The sequence below is a fragment of the Bradyrhizobium sp. sBnM-33 genome, from assembly GCF_032917945.1.
Taxonomy (GTDB): Bacteria; Pseudomonadota; Alphaproteobacteria; order Rhizobiales; family Xanthobacteraceae; genus Bradyrhizobium.
Genome location: NZ_CP136624.1, coordinates 3,452,776 through 3,469,584, shown reverse-complemented (window position 1 = coordinate 3,469,584; position 16,809 = coordinate 3,452,776). Strand labels below are relative to the sequence as shown.

Annotated in this window: 15 protein-coding genes and 1 pseudogene; 6 read left to right on the top strand and 10 right to left on the bottom strand. The window is 62.2% G+C overall.

Annotation, left to right across the window (positions count from 1 at the left end):
* Window positions 1–48: 48 nt before the first annotated feature.
* Together RX328_RS15915 and RX328_RS15910 are read right to left on the bottom strand one after the other, a co-directional pair.
* Window positions 49–294: a hypothetical protein gene (locus tag RX328_RS15915; protein ID WP_213251511.1), complete on the bottom strand. Its 246-nt coding sequence runs from the start codon at window positions 292–294 to the stop codon at window positions 49–51.
* An 827-nt stretch (window positions 295–1,121) separates the two neighbouring features.
* Window positions 1,122–1,322 (bottom strand): hypothetical protein, encoded by a 201-nt coding sequence (locus tag RX328_RS15910; RefSeq protein ID WP_213251512.1) that lies wholly within the window; start codon window positions 1,320–1,322, stop codon window positions 1,122–1,124.
* A gap of 111 nt (window positions 1,323–1,433) precedes the next feature.
* On the opposite strand from RX328_RS15910, the gene RX328_RS15905 reads away from it, so the two are divergent.
* Window positions 1,434–1,862 carry a hypothetical protein gene (locus tag RX328_RS15905; RefSeq protein WP_213251513.1) on the top strand — a complete coding sequence of 143 codons (429 nt, stop codon included), beginning with the start codon at window positions 1,434–1,436 and terminating at the stop codon, window positions 1,860–1,862.
* 15 nt (window positions 1,863–1,877) lie between these two features.
* On the opposite strand, the gene RX328_RS15900 is transcribed toward RX328_RS15905, so the two are convergent.
* Together RX328_RS15900 and RX328_RS15895 are read right to left on the bottom strand one after the other, a co-directional pair.
* A complete protein-coding gene (locus tag RX328_RS15900; protein ID WP_249726369.1) occupies window positions 1,878–2,609 on the bottom strand; it encodes a 2-keto-4-pentenoate hydratase in 732 nt (243 codons plus the stop codon).
* Window positions 2,610–2,664: 55 nt separating this feature from the next.
* The gene (locus RX328_RS15895) at window positions 2,665–4,416 is read right to left on the bottom strand and encodes an acyl-CoA dehydrogenase family protein (RefSeq protein WP_213251514.1); all 1,752 of its coding nucleotides are present in this window, start codon (window positions 4,414–4,416) and stop codon (window positions 2,665–2,667) included.
* A gap of 169 nt (window positions 4,417–4,585) precedes the next feature.
* On the opposite strand from RX328_RS15895, the pseudogene RX328_RS43630 reads away from it, so the two are divergent.
* A pseudogene (locus RX328_RS43630) lies at window positions 4,586–4,729 on the top strand (LysR family transcriptional regulator); the annotation flags it as partial.
* On the top strand, window positions 4,730–5,524 hold the full coding sequence (locus tag RX328_RS15890) for a LysR substrate-binding domain-containing protein (RefSeq protein ID WP_249726370.1): 795 nt from the start codon (window positions 4,730–4,732) through the stop codon (window positions 5,522–5,524).
* A gap of 256 nt (window positions 5,525–5,780) precedes the next feature.
* On the opposite strand, the gene RX328_RS15885 is transcribed toward RX328_RS15890, so the two are convergent.
* Entirely contained in the window at window positions 5,781–6,239 is a 459-nt protein-coding gene (locus RX328_RS15885) for a hypothetical protein (protein WP_317258745.1), read from the bottom strand.
* Window positions 6,240–6,648: 409 nt separating this feature from the next.
* Between RX328_RS15885 and RX328_RS15880 the strand changes: the two genes are divergently transcribed.
* On the top strand, window positions 6,649–7,215 hold the full coding sequence (locus tag RX328_RS15880; RefSeq protein ID WP_213251517.1) for a 4'-phosphopantetheinyl transferase family protein: 567 nt from the start codon (window positions 6,649–6,651) through the stop codon (window positions 7,213–7,215).
* Window positions 7,216–7,219: 4 nt separating this feature from the next.
* Here RX328_RS15880 and RX328_RS15875 read toward each other — a convergent pair whose 3' ends face one another.
* From RX328_RS15875 to RX328_RS15865, 3 genes are all read right to left on the bottom strand, one after another.
* On the bottom strand, window positions 7,220–8,518 hold the full coding sequence (locus RX328_RS15875; RefSeq protein ID WP_213251518.1) for a lysine N(6)-hydroxylase/L-ornithine N(5)-oxygenase family protein: 1,299 nt from the start codon (window positions 8,516–8,518) through the stop codon (window positions 7,220–7,222).
* 21 nt (window positions 8,519–8,539) lie between these two features.
* Window positions 8,540–9,538: a GNAT family N-acetyltransferase gene (locus RX328_RS15870; RefSeq protein ID WP_249726371.1), complete on the bottom strand. Its 999-nt coding sequence runs from the start codon at window positions 9,536–9,538 to the stop codon at window positions 8,540–8,542.
* Window positions 9,539–9,831: 293 nt separating this feature from the next.
* A complete protein-coding gene (locus RX328_RS15865) occupies window positions 9,832–11,535 on the bottom strand; it encodes a cyclic peptide export ABC transporter (protein ID WP_213251520.1) in 1,704 nt (567 codons plus the stop codon).
* Between the two features lie 315 nt (window positions 11,536–11,850).
* On the opposite strand from RX328_RS15865, the gene RX328_RS15860 reads away from it, so the two are divergent.
* Together RX328_RS15860 and RX328_RS15855 are read left to right on the top strand one after the other, a co-directional pair.
* Window positions 11,851–12,912, top strand: coding sequence for a siderophore-interacting protein (locus tag RX328_RS15860; protein ID WP_213251521.1), 1,062 nt, complete (start codon window positions 11,851–11,853; stop codon window positions 12,910–12,912).
* A 70-nt stretch (window positions 12,913–12,982) separates the two neighbouring features.
* Window positions 12,983–13,807: an ATP-binding cassette domain-containing protein gene (locus tag RX328_RS15855; RefSeq protein ID WP_213251522.1), complete on the top strand. Its 825-nt coding sequence runs from the start codon at window positions 12,983–12,985 to the stop codon at window positions 13,805–13,807.
* Window positions 13,808–13,841: 34 nt separating this feature from the next.
* Here the strand turns inward: RX328_RS15855 and fhuB are convergent, their stop codons facing one another.
* The gene (gene fhuB / locus RX328_RS15850) at window positions 13,842–15,848 is read right to left on the bottom strand and encodes a Fe(3+)-hydroxamate ABC transporter permease FhuB (RefSeq protein ID WP_213251523.1); all 2,007 of its coding nucleotides are present in this window, start codon (window positions 15,846–15,848) and stop codon (window positions 13,842–13,844) included.
* Window positions 15,835–16,770, bottom strand: coding sequence for an ABC transporter substrate-binding protein (locus tag RX328_RS15845; protein WP_213251524.1), 936 nt, complete (start codon window positions 16,768–16,770; stop codon window positions 15,835–15,837). Before RX328_RS15845 ends, fhuB begins: the two co-directional genes overlap by 14 nt.
* Window positions 16,771–16,809: the final 39 nt, after the last annotated feature.

Below are 16,809 nucleotides of genomic sequence, written 5' to 3'. Positions count from 1 at the left end.
CGGTCGAACCACTCGTGCCGGGGCGGGGCCGAAATCACATCGTGGGCGTTACTTCTGGTGAATGCCGTTTTTGCGGATCAAGTCCGAGAGCTGGGACAAAAGCTCCCGAAGCCTTGCATTCTCCTCAATCAGTGCATGGGCTTCGTCAGCCTGCTCGTTGCGACGAAGGGCGGGCTCGTCCCCGCGCAGGGCATTCTCAAGCAGTGAAAGAGCGTCGTCGGTCGGTTCCTCAACCCAAAATGAAGGTTCAGCGCGGCGGTCTCGCTTATTAAGCTGCGGATGGTCTACTCGCATGATTGATACTCCAATTTTAAAAAGCGGAACGTGCCCCCAGTCACCTTGTCTCGCGCGCGGAGAATGAGGTGAGTCGGCAGGCAAATTTGCGACTAAAATTGGAATCGCGCGAAGACGACCCCGGCGCTAAAACGGCGTCATTGCGGCAAGTCGTAGGGCCCGCGCGGGGCAAACCTGCAGCCTGCGCGTGCGATTTAGAGAAACGTGGACAATTGATAGAGCGCGTAAAGGACTTCCAGCCCCATGAGAACGAGGGCCGCAATCATCAGATAATAACCAAAATGCATGCGGAACTTGAAACCAATGCCTCTCGCGGCCAGTGCGGAATCGCGCCAGGCCGTAAACCAAACTCGATACGCGTCGGAAGGGGACAAGCCTCCGGCGAACCATGGGTCGGGCAAGCAAGAACAAAAAAGGCCTCCGCCGCCGCGGAAGTGACGCCTTTACCCCTGCTTTTGTCGCGAGCCTCTTCTTGACCGGAGGTCTCGAGTTCGACGCCAGCTCGCCTGTTCACACGCCGTGGAAAATCTTGATTCCCCACAGCACGATGACGATGGCCAATACCAGCGTAGCCGCCGTCAGTACACTTTCTAAGGAAGCGACTCTCATACTAACTCTCCGCTTCCCAGCCCCGCTAACGGTCTAGGTGATTCGTTGATTCGACCGCAATCGCGCGATCACAATGGCTTGAACGTTGCTTGGCGGTTGTGTTTTAGAGGTCACACATCTGGGTATGGCGGCGCATTTCGCCGCCGCGATGACGCAGCCACGCGCCTGCGGAAGCGGAAATTGCCCGCCTCTTACGACGGCTTCTCTCTATTGAAGGTTTATTCGGGTCGGCTTGCCGGAACGTAGGAACCGGGCGGAACCGGCGCGCTTCGCCGCCGTTCGGCGAGCGCCGCCAGGCGATCATATTCTTCCGCCACTTTGAGCAGGCGTTCCTGGTCCTTGACGGCAACCGCAGCTAGCGCCCTCGTCCGTTCCGCGCGCTTGCGCCAGTGATCTGCATTGGTCAGGAAATCCGTCATCGGTACGCCCCTAAGGTGGTTTGCTCCCCAGCCCACCCCGACACGCCAGAAAGGCCCGCGGTACGTCAAAAATTGGGCCTAATCCGATCTGCCGTGTGACTCGACCGACGCATGAGTTCTCTGGCGAGCCTTTTCGCCGTTGCCTTTCCGACGCAAATTTGCCCCGGACTCAATGGAAAACTCGTCGCTGAAAAGGCGACTGCGCCACCTTGTGATCAGGAAATTGTCATGAGTACCAAATTTTCAGCGCGTTACAGACAGGCCGGCGTCGATGCATTTCGGGACGCCGGACACCGCGACAACGTCGTGCCGCTGCGTCAGGGCCGTGATGCGCGCCAGGCAGACGAAGCGCCGCACCGGAGCGATAAACTGCTCGCCGCTATATCGCCCCTGCTCGACGAGGTCGACGGACTTCGGAAATATCAAGCGCAGCATGACACCAACAACGTTGGACGGCTGCTCGAAGAGAATACCCGGCTTCGAAAGCTTGCGGTCAAGCTGTCAAATCTCCTTGGCGATCTTCCCAAACAGAGCGCGTGAGAGCGGGACAGACAATCACGCGTAGGTGGCCATCACGCTCCCGAACGGGCCGAAGTCCGCGACATAGATCTCGCCAGGCTTCGGCCGCAACATGCCTGTTACCGTCCCCGTGCTGACGGTCTGTCCCGCCTTCATTCCGATGCCGGTGCGCGAGAGCTCGTTGGCAAGCCAGGTGAGCGGCACCATGGGATGGTCGAGCGCTTCGCCCGCCGTGCCCTTTCGACGCAGCGAGCCGTTGCAGGTCAACAACACTTCCTGCCCGGCGATGTCGCGCGTCTTCCAATCGGGGATCGCGGCGCCGCAGACGACGATGCCGCTTCCCGCGCCATCGGCGAGGATCGCAGGCAGCGGCGGAAACGCGGCGTCGTGGACGAAGCGGCATTCGGCGAGTTCGATTCCCGTATGCAGCGACGCCACTGACTCTCTGACTTCCGCAAGTGTATAGGGTTTTTCGCGCGGCGGCAGATCGGCCCCCAGGCGCGCCTGATACTCGACTTCGGGAATCGGGCTGCAGAGTTTGGCGTGCTCGACGCTGGCCGGCGACTCCATGATCGGTGCGAACACCCGGCCATAGATCGGCGAGTCCGTGCGAAGCTGGCGCTGCAGCCCCTGCTTCATGCCGGCGATCTTCCAGCCGACGACGTCCCAGCCCAGTTCTTCCGCGACCATTCCGGCAACGCGATAGGCTGTCGCCTTGTCAGGCGGCACCAGCCGTTGATCGAGGCCGCTTTTGCGTGCGTCGTTCACGGCGCAGCGTCGCGAGCAGGCGGGCGAGTTCACGTTGGTGAGCAATGTCCATGAGCTATCCCTGCACCAGCGCGGCAGCCTCGCGCATCGAGACCGGCGCATTGCTGAGCAGCAAATTGATCGCTGCGTTCTCCCAATCCTGCGCCTGCAGATTGGTAGACGAATGTTCGGCCGAGCGATGCTCGAGCACAAAACGCGAAAGCAGCAGGCGGCGTGCATCGCCGCCGCCGTTGCCGAGGCGCGTGCCTTCGAATGCCAGCAGCGCAGCCGTCGTAGCGTGGTACAGCTTTCCGGCGGCAATCCTGCAAAATCGCTCGTTCTCCGGATCGGCCGCAACCTGTTCCGCAAAGCGTATGGCGTCCGTCAGCGCGCCGGAAAGGCGCGTTCGGAACTGACCCGGCATCCCGGCCGTATCTTCCAGGCGGCGGCCGAGATCGTCGCGCAACGCTTCATGGCCCCGCGCCTTTCCGACCGCGCGCTGAACCGCATCGAGCGCGTTGATGTTGCTGGTGCCTTCCCACAGCAGGCCGAGATGGGCATCGCGAACCAGCCGCGCGTTCGGCCAATCCTCGATATAGCCATTGCCGCCGCGGGCCTCCATCGCACCCGTGGCGACCGTGACATTATCCCGGCACGCCCGGTATTTTGCGATCGGCGTCAGCAGCCGCAGCACCTTGTCGGATGCGGTTGCCGAATACAGTAGCGCCGACAGCGCCTGCTCCGTTGGGACCATGAGCTTGAGCAACTGCCTGCGCATCAGCGGATGGTCGATCACGGCGCGCCCGAACGCGTTGCGATGCCGCGCGGCGATCATCGCCTCATTGAGGCATCGCCGCATCATGCCGGCCGCGCGCGCAAGATGCGACACCCGGCTCGAATTCACCATCACCAGCATGTGCTTGAGACCCTGATCCAGTTCGCCGAGCTGGTAGGCTGTGGCTCCCTCGAAAACGATCTCGCCGCTTGCCATGGTGCGGCTGCCGAGCTTGTCCTTCAACCGCAGGATCCGGTACGAATTCCGCCGTCCATCGGGAAGGACTTTTGGCATCAGAAACAGGCCGAGGCCGCGGCCGCCGGGCACAGCGCCCTCGGGCCGGGCGAGCAGCACCGCCAGTTCGGCGTCGACGTTCGAGCAGAACCACTTCTCGCCCCACAGCTTCCAATCCTTGCCGTCGCTGACAGCAACGAGTTCGCCGGCACCCACATCGGAGCCGCCGGTCTTCTCGGTCATGAATTGCGCGCACTTGAGCAGCGTGGCGGGATCCTGGCTCCACATCCGTTCGAGATAGCGCTGGCGCAGCTCATCCGTGCCGAAACGGCGTACCAACTCCGAAGAGCTGTCGGTGAGATTGACCGGGCAAAGCAGGCCGAACTCGGCTTGCGCGAACAGATAGTGAAAGACGTATTTGGCGATCGGCGGCATCGGCGAAGGCCAGCCCATGACGCCGCCGCGGTTGCACATCGCGTGCATGCCGAATTTTCCGAACGCGATGCTTTCCATCTCGCGATAGGCCGGGTGATATTCGACCCATTCCTCGTCGCGGCCATAGCCGTCCCGCGGATGCAGCACCGGCTGATGATGCTCGGCCTGGTCTGACAAGTCGTGCAGCCGGCCTCCGGCGAGTTCGCCGAGTTCGGAAAGGTGTGGCGCGAGATGCGCCAGCAGCGGCGCCTCCATATAATGGGGCAAGAGGTCGCGCAGGCTTTGGTCAAGCGAATAATAGTTTAGCCCGCGACAGGTCGGCGCCAGTGCTCTGGAGCGCCGCGCCGCGGCGTCGCGGCCGGTCAGATCGGCATGGGTGGTCATGGGCAACTCCCTCGGCTTTCACCCGCCTGGGCCGAAGCCCCGGGGCAGATGTCGGCGTATGACCGGCGGAGCTCCCCTGCAAACGACTTCTTGGGTCGGGGGCTTGAGCCAGACTCAACGCTCGCAATCCCCCGTTTTCCGGCCGGCCCTTTTCCACTAAGCTCGCGCGATGGCATCACGACGACTTCCTCCCTTGCATGCGGTGCGGGCGTTCGAGGCCGCCGCACGGCACCTGTCGATCACCCGGGCCGCGGATGAGTTGAACGTGACGGTCGGCGCCGTGAGCCGGCACGTCCGCGCCCTGGAAGCACGAATGGGGACCGCCCTTTTCCTGCGCGGCTCGCGTGGTCTGGTTCTTACCTCCGCAGGCAAGACGTTTGCCGATTCCGCCCGCGAGGCATTGGACCGGATCGCAGATGCCGCCGACGGCCTGCGGTTGCGGCGTTTCAGGCGGCTTTCGGTCGGGGTCTATGGCTTCTTCGTCTCGCGCTTCCTGCTGCCGATCTGGCCCACGCTCAATGCGGCCTATCCCGATCTGGAAGTCGACCTGCACACGAGCTCCAATCCGCTCGACCTTCTCGCCAGCCGTTACGACGCGGTGATCGCCGTCTCAGACGGGCAGCCGCGCGCCGGGCTCGTCACCCATTCCTTGATGCCGATCGCGACCGTGCCGGTCTGCGCGCCGCAGTACATGAAGAACGGCGCGGTGGATTTCGCCACCGTTCCTCTCCTGCATGCGCGGCCGCGCCCGGACGATTGGCGGCGGTGGCTCGATCACGCGCAATTCGCCGACGTGCCCGTGCAGGGCGGCAGCAGCTTCGAAAGCCTTGGCTTGACTATTGAAGCCGCGGCCGCCGGCATGGGCGTCGCCATCGCCATCGACGGTCTTCTTGCGCCTGACCTCGCACGCGGCAATCTCGTCAAGGCCCATCCAATCGTTCGCCCGACACGCCGGCAGTTCGTGCTCGAATACGAGCAGCGCATGGCTGATGATCCCGCGCTGACAGCTTTCGTCGCCTGGCTGAATAATGCACGCGGCCAGCAAGCGCCGAAGAAGCTCGCCGTGAAGAAGACTGCGACGAAGGCAGGCGCAGAGTATGCGCGTTGAGTTTCACTGTTGAGTTTCGCTCAAGGCGCGTTCAAAAAAAGCTCGTTTGCCAGCCGGGCTCTGCACTGATACAGACACTCCGACGTTCAAGGCGCAGCCCTTCGCGCCGAAAGGAGCAGGCGTGACGACGCCGAAGAACGACTGGCAGCCTCCCTGCGGCACTCGGCAGCGCTATCATCTGCAGCACGTGCATCTCTTCGCGTCCAACGTCCACGCGACGATCAACTTCTGTCGAACAAGTTGCGGCACCCTCGCATCAGGTGTTATGGCTGATCGCGATCCGCCGTTCCACCCGCCGGATATCTTCACGCTCGGCGTATGAACCGAACTCGCGCAAGATCTTGTCTTTGTCCTCGGACGAGATGACCGATCTGGGCGCGGAGCGGCTGGCCTTTTTCTCAAGCAGAGCTTGCCGAAAACCAAACCGGCAGATCACACTATCCAGACTCTCTTCGTTGCGCCGAAGGCGGCGGCCATGAAATTCCATCCACTTCTCGATCCGTTGCAAACGCAGGCGTCCCAGGCCCGGCTGCCCGAGGAGTTCGCCCCTGGTATGGAGCGACGCAATCTCGAGGAGATAGTTGATGCGCGTGGATGGCTCCTTGCTGACGAGCCCCGCGTGGTGACTGCGAACCAGTATGGTTGCAATTCGCTCCGGCAGATAGCTATCGATATGCTGCTCGAGAGGGACGGATTTTATCATGACCAGTTCCACGTTGAATATCTGCAGATGCGATTGAGAATGAATCTATCAGCATCGCAAGCGCACATGATCTCGGCTTGTCTCAGTTAGATGGATTCTAAGGCAGATCATCTCGATGCGTGCCTCTGTACACCCGGGGGTTGCAGACGGTTGCGCATTGGTCGATAAGCCCGTGGACATGACGGACTTCCTGAAGGCTGGACAACGACCATTTGCTGCATCGCTTTCAATGACGCGTGCAAGCGCCTCCCTCGCGTGGTCGATCGCCGTGAGATGTGCGGCTCCGCAGGATCATTTGCGGGTGCGATGGCTGCTGGATGCTGATATCGCGAGGTCGGTCGGACATTTGGAACCGGAAGAGATCCTTCTCTGGCTGGCAGCGATACCTCCATCGCCGGAGGTCGCTGCCGGCGAACCCGGCATGCTCAGCGTCGAGCGAGCTGCGAAACTGCTCGATGCCGGTGAGACCGATCGCATGGTGCGATTCCTGCACATCGAAGATCGAATGAGCTATCTGGCTGCGCATACGGGGATTCGCCTCATGCTTGGCGGGCTTGTCGGTCAATCGGCTGAAGCCCTGCGGTTTCAACCATCGGCGCATGGCAAGCCCATGCTCGTTGCTGGTCCAGTGGAGATCGACTTCAGCCTGAGCCACGCGAGGGGCACTGTGGCCGTTGCAGCCGCCCGCATGCCTATCGGCGTCGATATCGAACCGCTGCGGGAAATTGCCGATATGGATTCGATCGGCGAAATCGTCCTGGCGGCAGAAGAGCGGGAGGTTCTACGGAACGCTCCCGCGGCACTTCGGTCCCGGCTCTTTCTTCGCTATTGGACCCTCAAGGAAGCCCTGCTGAAGGCGGCCGCACTCGGATTCACGATAGCTCCGAGCACCGTGATCGTCGACGCAGGCCCGTCACCCGCCGTGCTTTCGGTGCCGCCCGCGCTTGGATCCGCCGCACAGTGGCGACTCATTGCCCCCGCTATCTGATGGCTTACGCGATGAGCTCGCGGCGCGAAATCGTCGAAAGCAGCGATTCCGCGATTTCCTGCGAGCGCGTTGCAAGAACGGACAGCAACGTATCACTCAGGCCGTGAGACGCCTCGGAGTATCCCTGGAGATGGATTTGCGGCCGAAATGCCGGGCTGGTGACGAGCTTGTAGTTACGGTCCAGCACGGCATCGCGAATATAACGCTGGATCGGCTCCAGAAACGCGTGCGGCGTCTCCCTGTCGTAGCCCGTTGCCAGAATGACGGCATCATAGGCCGATCGGCGCTTTGCACCGCCGAACTTGTCAATCGTGCCAATCTCGATGCCTTCCGGTCTGGCATCTATACTCGTTATCTCGCTGCGCGGGTGCAACGCGATCCCCGTCGTGCCGCTGACGCGCTGCTGGTAGAGCAATCGATACAACTGGTCGAGGAGATCAGAATCGACCACCGCATAGTTCGTGTTCCGGAAGTTGCGAACGATAGCGTCTCGCCGCTCGGCGGGCTGCGCATAGATGAAGTCGGTGTAATCCGGATTGAAAATCTCGTTGACGAACGGGCTGCTGTCGGACGGCTTCAAGGCATGGCCGCGAAAGATCAGATCAATGCTCGCGTCCGGAAATCGCCCGCGAAGGTCCACCGTCACCTCGGTCGCGCTCTGCCCTCCCCCGACCACGGCCACGCGCGCGGCCTTTCCACCGAGGTCGATGTCCTCGACCCTGTCGAGATAGCGGCTGGAGTGCAACAATCTGGGATCATCGGCGATCTTCGCAAATACTTGCGGGATAAACGGTCGCCCTCCGACCGCGACCACCAGGTTCCTTGCAAGCCGAACCGTCTCCCCGCCGGCGAGCGTCCGTGAATGAACGCGCAAGGACGTCACCGACTGGCCGACAGTCACCGGCTCGATAACGATGATGGTTTCGCCGTAGACCGCCTGAGACTTGAACTGGGCCGCGACCCACCGCAGATAGTCGTTGAATTCAATCCGGCTCGGATAGAACGTTCGGCAGTTGATGAAATCCTGCAAACGGCCGCGCTTGTGGAGATAGTTCACGAAGGTGAACGGACTGGTCGGATCACGCAATGAAACGAGGTCCTTGAGAAACGAGATCTGCATGTCGCTGCCTGGAAGCAGCATGCCGCCGTGCCAGGTGAATTGCGGCTGCTTCTCCACGAACAGAGCGGCGCATTTCAGACGTGATCTTCTGGCGCATTCATCCAATGCGATCGCGAGCGCAAGATTGGACGGCCCGAATCCGACCCCGATGACGTCGTGCTCGATCGCAAACTGGTGAGACATAAGCTGCGCTCCGTTCGGGCGTTAGGACGTGGTCGCAGGGCTGGTCGCTGCCGGCAGCCACAGCCGGTCACCAAAGAAGCGTTCGCGCAACAGCATCACGAGCGTGGCCCGCTTGTGCGGAAAATCGAAGTTTTTGATCTTTGCGAATCCCGAGACTTCCAGATTGCGGAGCTGCTGCGCATGCGCCGCCGCCGGCTCGCCGACGATTCGTTGCGTTCGACAATCGTCAAGGAACATGTAGTGCATCAGTGACGGCAGCCAGGCGCTGATATAGCGGCGCCCGCGATAGGCGTCCTCGCCGACGACGACATGCCAGCCGCGATCGTAATCGTCGGCATCATAGAACGGCGCGAGACGATTCTCCTTGGCCCAGTAGAGCTCGAAGTAGCCAAACGGCTCGTCGTCGAAGCAGCCGATGAGCGGCAGCATGTGCGGGTCCGCCAGAATGCCGGAGAGATAGCGCCGATGCTTTTCGAGATCGCCCGCTTCGTTCCAGAACGCGTCGACGCGGGGATCGTTCATCCAGCGGTGCAGCAGATGCAGGTCGCCGTCCACGTTCGCGACGCGAAAGGAGATCACTTCGGCGAGCCATGGTATGAAGCGGGCATAGACCTTTCCCACCGGCTTTGGCGAGCGTCGCGGATGGCGCTTGCCGTCCGTCATGACGTGGAGTTGCGGCAATGGCGGCCGTTCGGCATTGACCAGCCAATTGTCCCGCCGCTGCATGATTAGTTCGGGAAGCAGCACTAGGTCTGCCCCCGCCATGAGAGCGAGACCGTGGCTCATCAACTCGCGCGCAAGCTCTGCGCTGGCTGAATCCACCACAAGCCGGTCAAGACTCGGCCGCCATCCAAACATGGCTTCAGCCGCCGCCGAAATCGCCGAGACCGCCAGTTGCGGATCGTCAGGAGTGGTCAATATTTTCAGATGATCGAGCCCGTCATCGAGACGCAGGCGCATCACCGTCGTGATGCCCACCGCAATGCGGATATCTCCCCCGCCGTCTTGAACGACGGTCATGGAAAAGTCCGGCCCGATCGGGAATGCGCGAGGCCCTATCGCGGAGCTCGAAGCTTTGTTCATCCGGCCCTCGCATCGCAAACGTGGTTGCTTGAAACAACACGCGATCTTCACTCGCGCTTGCGATGTAAAGCACTCGCGTACAGGATGACAAGAAATGCAGGCACACGCAGTTTAGATTTCTTACAAATCTGACAAGACGGCGTCGCCAAAGGCGATCACACGCTTTCGACGATGTGCATCTCGAAAGAGTCTGAACTTCGATTCAAGTTTTTCCGAAGACTAAAATCGCTCTAAAGAGAGGCGTCGGTTGGAACCGATGACGATTTGATGATGTCATGGGTTCTCGCATCGCCCGCGACAATCTTGCCGTTGCGCAGTCGCACCAGATGATCTGCCACGCCGAAATAGCGGTCATCGTGTGAGATCACGATGATCGTCTTTCCCATGCGTTTCAGATCAGGCAGCAGTTCCGTGTAAAAGATATGCCGGAAGGCAGGGTCCTGATCCGCGGCCCACTCGTCGAACACAAGGACCGGCCTCTCCTCGAGCCAGGCATTCATCAGCGCCAGCCGCTTGCGTTGACCGGTCGACAGGTCCGTCGTAGTAAATACGCCGTTCTCCACCGAGACCTTATGCGCGACCTCCAATCGCTCGAGATAGCGCTCCGCGACGTCAGGCACCATTCCCGCTCCCTGCAGAAGATCTTCAAACAGGTAGTAGTCGGAAAAGATGGTCGTGAAGAGCTGCCGGTAATCATCCCGCGTTTCCGTCACGACGGGTATACCGTCCCGAAGCAGCGTACCTCTCTGCGGCGCGTAGAGACCCAGCAGCAACTTGATCAGCGTGGTTTTTCCGCTTCCATTTTCACCGACAATGAAAACGATGTCTCCCTGCCGGACATGCAGGTCAATCGGTCCGAGCACGAAGGGGTTGCTGCCGGGCACCGCGCGAAAGCCGTACGAGACGCCACGGAGCTCGATCGATTCGATTCTGCCCGATCCATCCGGCGCGGTCGATGACGCGGACAGCAAGTCCTGCTCGGGCGTCGCGAACTGCTCCGAAAGCTCGGCGATCCGCTTCATCGCCACCTGCGCGCGGCCCAATGCCGGCAGGATCCCGATCACCTGATCGATAGGCCCCCGCATATAGAGCAGCACCAGGACGAAGCCGCTGGACACCGCAGCCGGGCTGTCGGGCCAGAGGAACGGACGCAAAGTCAGCGCGACGCCGATCACGACGAAGAACAACATCGTGCCGAGCGCGCGCGCCGTCACGAAGAGATTGATCGATTTGATCTGCACCGCGCTGATATGGTCGACGGTGCGCTGAAGCTGGTCGACATAGACGCGCTGACGGCGGGCGCGGTTCAGGCGCAGCTCCTTCGCGCCCTCGGCGATCGCGCGGTAGTGCTTCTGCAGTTGGTCTTCGGAATCGCGGGCGATATTGAAGCCCTGAACGCCTCGCGTTCGCGCATAGGCGTGCGCCAGCGAGCCTAGGACGATGACCAGCCCCGTAATCAGAAAAAGCGGCCACGACAGCACCGCCAGATAGACCATGCAGCCGAGCGTGATGACGACGGACACGAAGAAGGAGGAGAAGAAGAACGCGAAATCGCTGATGGTATCGACGTCGTGGGTGAGGACCGGAATCAGCCGATGCGTCCGGTAGATTTCGAGTTGATCGATCGGAGCCGCCAGGATCTTGGCGGCGAGCGACTTGCGCAGCTCGGCGATAATCCGTTGTCCAACATAGTTGGCGCTGATATCGGCGCCGATCGAGCCGATCAGGATTAGGAGACACAGCCCCGCAAACGCGAACAGCAGCGTGGCGACGTCGTCTTGCGACGCGTAGAGGCCGCGATTGACGACCGCGAGCAGCCCCGCAACGCTGGCGCCGCCGACAACGCCGAGAACGGTGCCGCCTAGCACGATCGGCCAGTAGGACCGCAGGAGATGCAGGATCTGCGCCGTCAGGCCGCTTCGTGGATTCATCATGAGTGCCGCGCGCTGGAGTAGAGCTGAAGCGAACCTACACGGCCCGTCGTGATACGAACAGCCTTGCCGGTGCGATGCGAATACATGATGGCAGCACCACTCATCCAGAGCTTATTTTTCGGCTTTTTTCGATTGATTCTAATTTGTGATCGGCAATGCGTTTAATAAAATGTGAGTAGTACCGCCTTTGCATCGCAGCCGACGAGCGAGTAGGACATGGATCCACTAGGACATGGGTCCAGTGTCGGGCTGCGGCATCCGGAAATCGAAGCGTGCGCAGGCCAGCATCGGGCAGGCCCGACTGGAGAAATGACTTTGGACTCGCTTGTTTCCGAAACCCGCATTCCGATTGCTGATGCCGCCGGCCTTGCGGCCCGAATGATCGATCATCTTGCCGAGCATGATATCGCCTTCGAGGACCGGGGCGGCCTGATGGTGGCGAAACTGCCGTTTGGAACCAGTTCGCTCGCCGTCGAGGCCGAGGCGCTCAAGATCCGCGTCGAGGCCAACGACAAGGGCAACCTTGAAATGCTGCGATCGGTTGTCGCTTCCCACGTCATTGAGTTTGCCGGCGATGAGTCGCCGACCATCGTCTGGTCCGGCCATGAATCGAACGGCGGCACGCTGGCCAATTTCCGCGAGGTGCGGCTGAAGGCAGCGATCGACCTGACGCCCCGCATGCGCCGGCTGACATTCACCGGCGACGACATCGCCCGCTTTGTGAACGACGATGATCTGCACGTCCGTCTGTATTTTCCGCCGGAAGGCCTTGCCAAGCCCGAATGGCCGTGGCCCGCCCCCGACGGGCGAATCCTCTGGCCGGAGCCGGACCGCAGGCCTATCACCCGCTACTACACGATCCGCCGCATCGATCTGCGGGCCCGCGAGATCGACATCGATTTCGTGGTCCACGATCATGCCGGACCGGGCTCGGCGTTTGCCCTCAACGCGAAGGCCGGAGCCATTTGCGGCATGGCCGGTCCGCTCGGACGAAGCATTCGTCCGGCGCGCTGGTTGCTGCTGGCGGGCGACGAGACCGCCCTTCCCGCAATTGCGCGAATTCTTGAGACACTGCCGGCGACGGCAACCGGTGAAGTCTTCATCGAAGTCGCCGACCGGCTTGAGCAGGTTCCGCTGATAGCGCCAGCCGGCGTATCGATCCGCTGGCTGCATCGCGGCGACCGTCCGGCCGGCACGACGCAGCTATTGGTCGATGCCGTCAAGGCCGTGCGATGGCCTGAACATCGCGAGGTCTTTGCATGGGTCGCGTGCGAAGCGCAGGCGCTGAAGGCGCTGCGAAACCATCTGCGCGACGAGCGGAAGCTCTCCCGCGAGCAACATCTTGCGGTCGCGTATTGGAGCCTGCGGCAGCCATGACGTCCCCATATCCACAGAGCGACGGGACGACGTTCACCTCGCACCGCATCGTCCCCGCAGGCATTTTCCAATGCACGTAGTTCGGCCAACCGACATCGCGCGAGCCTCGCTCGATGCGACCGCGCCCTTGTTCGAGCTGGACCAGGTGCGGTTTGCTGTGGCGGGGCGCGCGCTGCTCGAACCGCTCACCCTGTCGCTTCCCGCGCGCAGCGTCGTCGGCCTGATCGGGCACAATGGCTCCGGCAAATCGACCTTGCTGAAATTGCTGGCGCGGCAACAGCCAAGCTCATCCGGCACGATCCGGTTCGAAGGGCGCGCGTTGCGCGAATGGAGCGACCGGGACTACGCCCGCAAGGTCGCCTATTTGCCGCAGCAGACGCCGCCCGCCGCCGGCATGCTGGTGAAGGAACTGGTCGCGCTGGGGCGCTATCCCTGGCATGGCGCGCTCGGCCGGTTTGGCGACACTGACCGCGATAAGGTGGCGGAAGCCATGGCGCTGACCCACATCGAGCCGTTTGCGGACCGGTTGGTCGATACATTGTCAGGCGGCGAGCGCCAGCGGGTTTGGATCGCCATGCTGGTTGCGCAGGATGCCGAATGCCTGTTGCTCGATGAGCCGACGTCGGCGCTCGACATTGCCCATCAGATCGAAGTTCTGTCGCTGGTGAAGCGGCTCGCGCGGGAGCGCAATCTCGGCGTGGTCGTCGTGCTCCATGACGTCAACATGGCGGCGCGCTTCTGCAACGAGATCATCGCCCTGCATTCGGGCAAACTGATTTCGCGCGGCGCGCCGGACAAGATCATGACGCCGGCCGAACTCGAAACCATCTACGGCATTCCGATGGGGGTGATGCCGTCTCCGGATCACAGCCATCTCATCAGCTTCGCACGGTGAGCTCGTAAATCATTCGGCGCTTCACCGTCTCGCGTTATCCGCGCTGCGGTCGCAACAGCCAGAGAAGATAGGGCCCGGCGAGCATCATCGCAAAAATGCCGGCCGGCATCTGGAACGGAAATATCACCATTCGCCCGGCCCAATCGGCTGACACCATCAGGATGGCTCCAATCAGCGCGGCCAGCGCCGTCTGATGAAGCGCGCGCTGCGCACCCATCATCCGCGCCATATGCGGCGCGATGAAACCGACCAGGCTCAGCAGCCCAACCATCAGCGTCGCGGTCGCCGTCAACAATGCGGTCAGCAGCATGATGATGATGCGGCTTCTCGCCATCGATACACCTACCGAACGCGAGGCCGCCCGGCCGAGCGGCAGAATGTCGAGCCAGCGTGACAGCATCGGCACCATGATCAGCAGAAGGAGCGCCGCGGCGGCAAGAACCGAGGCCTCGGCCGGACTGATCTGATAGAGCGATCCGGTCAGCAACGACAGCAGCATGCCGATGCGCGGATCGCCGGTCGCCAATGCCATGGCGATGATCGCGCCGAACGCCGCGCTCATGGCGACCCCAGCCAGCAGCACGCGCTCCGGACTGAATTCGGACCGCCGGCTGAACAGCAGAACCAGCCCGAGCACGATGAAGGCTCCGATCCCGCCGCCCGCAATCTGCGCCACGCGCGTGTGGGAGGGAAGAAGATAGAGAAGAACGATCACACCCATCGCGGCGCCGTAGCTGATCCCCATCACCTCCGGAGCCGCCATTGGATTTCCGGTCATGCGTTGAAGCAGCGTGCCAGCCACTGCCAGCGTGGCCCCCGCAGCCAACGCCGACACCACGCGCGGCCAGCGCCACGGCAGGAATTCCTGGATGCCGGCGAGACCACTCCAGCTCCAGCCCTCGGCGCCGACCCCGACTGCGAGCGCGATCCAGATCACGAACAACAGCAAGGCCAGACCAAACAGGATCACCCGCCAGGGATGATCAAGACGTGGTGGAACGGATGGTGTGAGGCTTCCGACCGGCGCTGCGGACCGTAGGCGCGGCAACAGCACCAGCAACAAGGGCGCGCCGATCAAGGCCGTGGCTGCGCCGGCCGGCATCTCGCGATAGCCCGGTGGAATCAGCAGCACAAGTTCGTCTGCCAGCCACAGCAAGCCGGCGCCGCAGAGCGGCGCCCAAATCAGCCGATCGCGGAAACGTCGCGCGCCTGCAAGCATGGCGAGAGCCGGCCCGGTCAGGCCGACAAAGCCCAACACGCCGACGACGCTGACCACCGAAGCGCTGAGAGCGATTGCAATGGCCAGCGCGCAGACCCGCGCGCCCGTTAATCCGAGGCCGAGATTGCGCGCGGTCTCATCGTCGAAGCCGAGCAAGGTCAGCGGGCGGACCATCGCCGCGATCAGCACGAACGAAATCAGAAGCCGCGGCGCCAGGAACGCCGCATTGCTCCAGTCCTGCTGATTGAGATAGCCCGCGCCCCAGATGAACAGACCGATCAGGTAGTCATGGTTGAGCAACACCAGGGCCTGGGTCGTCACGGCGCAGTAGTAGCCCACGATCAACCCCGCCAGCACCAGCACGACCGGCGACAGCGCACGTTTCCAGGTCAGGCCGAACACGCACAGGAACGCAGCGAATCCGCCGAGCAGCGCGATCCACTCGCGGCCGAAAGCAAGCAGCGACGGTGCCCACAAGGTCGTCATGGCCAGCGCGAGATAGGCGCCGTTCGAGATGCCGAGCGTGGTCGGCTCGGCCAGCGGATTGCGTAGCACCTGCTGACAGACGGCGCCGGCAAGGCCCAATGCTGCCCCGGCCAGCAGCGCCACCGCAATTCGCGGAAACACCGTATAATGCACGAGCATCTGCTGCGGATCGTTGATTTCAGGACGCCAAAGCACCGGCAACCACGCGTTAACAGGCAGATATCCCGACAGATGCCGAAAGGTCAGCGCAGAAGCCGCCACAAACAGCAAGCCGATCAGTATCGCAGGATGCATCTCTATCCCGGACCGGGCGGGCAGCGCGTCAACCTTGCTCATTGTTTTCCTGCGGCAAACGTTCGGCGAGAAGGCGTGCGAAGCGTTCGGCCGCCGGCACGCCGCCATAGAAGAATTGATTTCCCAGCACCGTCAGCCGCCCCGAGCGGAGGAACGGCAGGGTCCGCAGCACCGGGCTTGCGTTGAGCAGGGCTTCGATATCGGCAACCCGCGAACTCATCAGAACCAGTCGCGCATCCGGAACCGCAGCGAGCACTTCGAGGCCCACGCTGGTGTGTCCCCACGGGCCGCTCTGTCCGGTCCAGGCATTCTTTAAGCCGAACTGGCTGAGCACCTCCTGATAGAGGCTGTTCGGGCCGAATACGAGCGCACGGTTGCGCGCGATTTCGCTGACGAGATACAGCGGCTTGTCGCTGCGACCGCGAAGCTGATCACGATACCCAGCCATGGCGGCATCGAACCGCGCGAGATAAGCCTCGCATGCGGCCTGCACGCCGAGACGCTGTGCCAGCTCCATCGTCGAACTGCGTGCGGTTTCAAGCGGATGCCGGCCGGGCTTGAAAATCGTGAAGACCTCGACGGGGGCAATCAGCTTGAGCCGCGGTATTGCGGCCGTGATACTGGGATCGATGATGATGATGTCAGGCGCAAAACTCTGCAGCAGTTCGAGATTTGGCTCCGAACGCAGGCCGATTTCCTGAACGCTTGACGGGACAGCCGGCTCGACGACGAGCCGGCTGTAACGCTCGATTTCCGGAATGACCACCGGCACGACGCCGAGCGCCAGAATGGTCTGCGCGCAGGCCCAGCCGAGCGCGGCGACGCGCGGGCCGGCCTGCGGTGCGACGGCTTGAGCACGCGCGATTGGCCAGCCACCTGCAAGCACCCCGCCGCCGATGCCTGCGCCCACTGTGAGAAGCGCGCGGCGAGACAGCCTGTAATCGGAGAGTAAATTCTTGCTCATGGGGTGCGGCTCGGGAACGGCTTGCGGCGAGGCTGCGAG

Excerpts from the sequence above, each read along its gene's own strand:
- RX328_RS15915 (WP_213251511.1), bottom strand. The coding sequence starts at position 294 with ATGCGAGTAGACCATCCGCAGCTTAATAAGCGAGACCGCCGCGCTGAA.
- RX328_RS15910 (WP_213251512.1), bottom strand. The coding sequence starts at position 1,322 with ATGACGGATTTCCTGACCAATGCAGATCACTGGCGCAAGCGCGCGGAA.
- RX328_RS15905 (WP_213251513.1), top strand. The coding sequence starts at position 1,434 with ATGAGTTCTCTGGCGAGCCTTTTCGCCGTTGCCTTTCCGACGCAAATT.
- RX328_RS15895 (WP_213251514.1), bottom strand. The coding sequence starts at position 4,416 with ATGACCACCCATGCCGATCTGACCGGCCGCGACGCCGCGGCGCGGCGC.
- RX328_RS15890 (WP_249726370.1), top strand. The coding sequence starts at position 4,730 with ATGGGGACCGCCCTTTTCCTGCGCGGCTCGCGTGGTCTGGTTCTTACC.
- RX328_RS15880 (WP_213251517.1), top strand. The coding sequence starts at position 6,649 with ATGCTCAGCGTCGAGCGAGCTGCGAAACTGCTCGATGCCGGTGAGACC.
- RX328_RS15875 (WP_213251518.1), bottom strand. The coding sequence starts at position 8,518 with ATGTCTCACCAGTTTGCGATCGAGCACGACGTCATCGGGGTCGGATTC.
- RX328_RS15870 (WP_249726371.1), bottom strand. The coding sequence starts at position 9,538 with ATGACCGTCGTTCAAGACGGCGGGGGAGATATCCGCATTGCGGTGGGC.
- RX328_RS15865 (WP_213251520.1), bottom strand. The coding sequence starts at position 11,535 with ATGATGAATCCACGAAGCGGCCTGACGGCGCAGATCCTGCATCTCCTG.
- RX328_RS15855 (WP_213251522.1), top strand. The coding sequence starts at position 12,983 with ATGCACGTAGTTCGGCCAACCGACATCGCGCGAGCCTCGCTCGATGCG.
- fhuB (WP_213251523.1), bottom strand. The coding sequence starts at position 15,848 with ATGAGCAAGGTTGACGCGCTGCCCGCCCGGTCCGGGATAGAGATGCAT.
- RX328_RS15845 (WP_213251524.1), bottom strand. The coding sequence starts at position 16,770 with ATGAGCAAGAATTTACTCTCCGATTACAGGCTGTCTCGCCGCGCGCTT.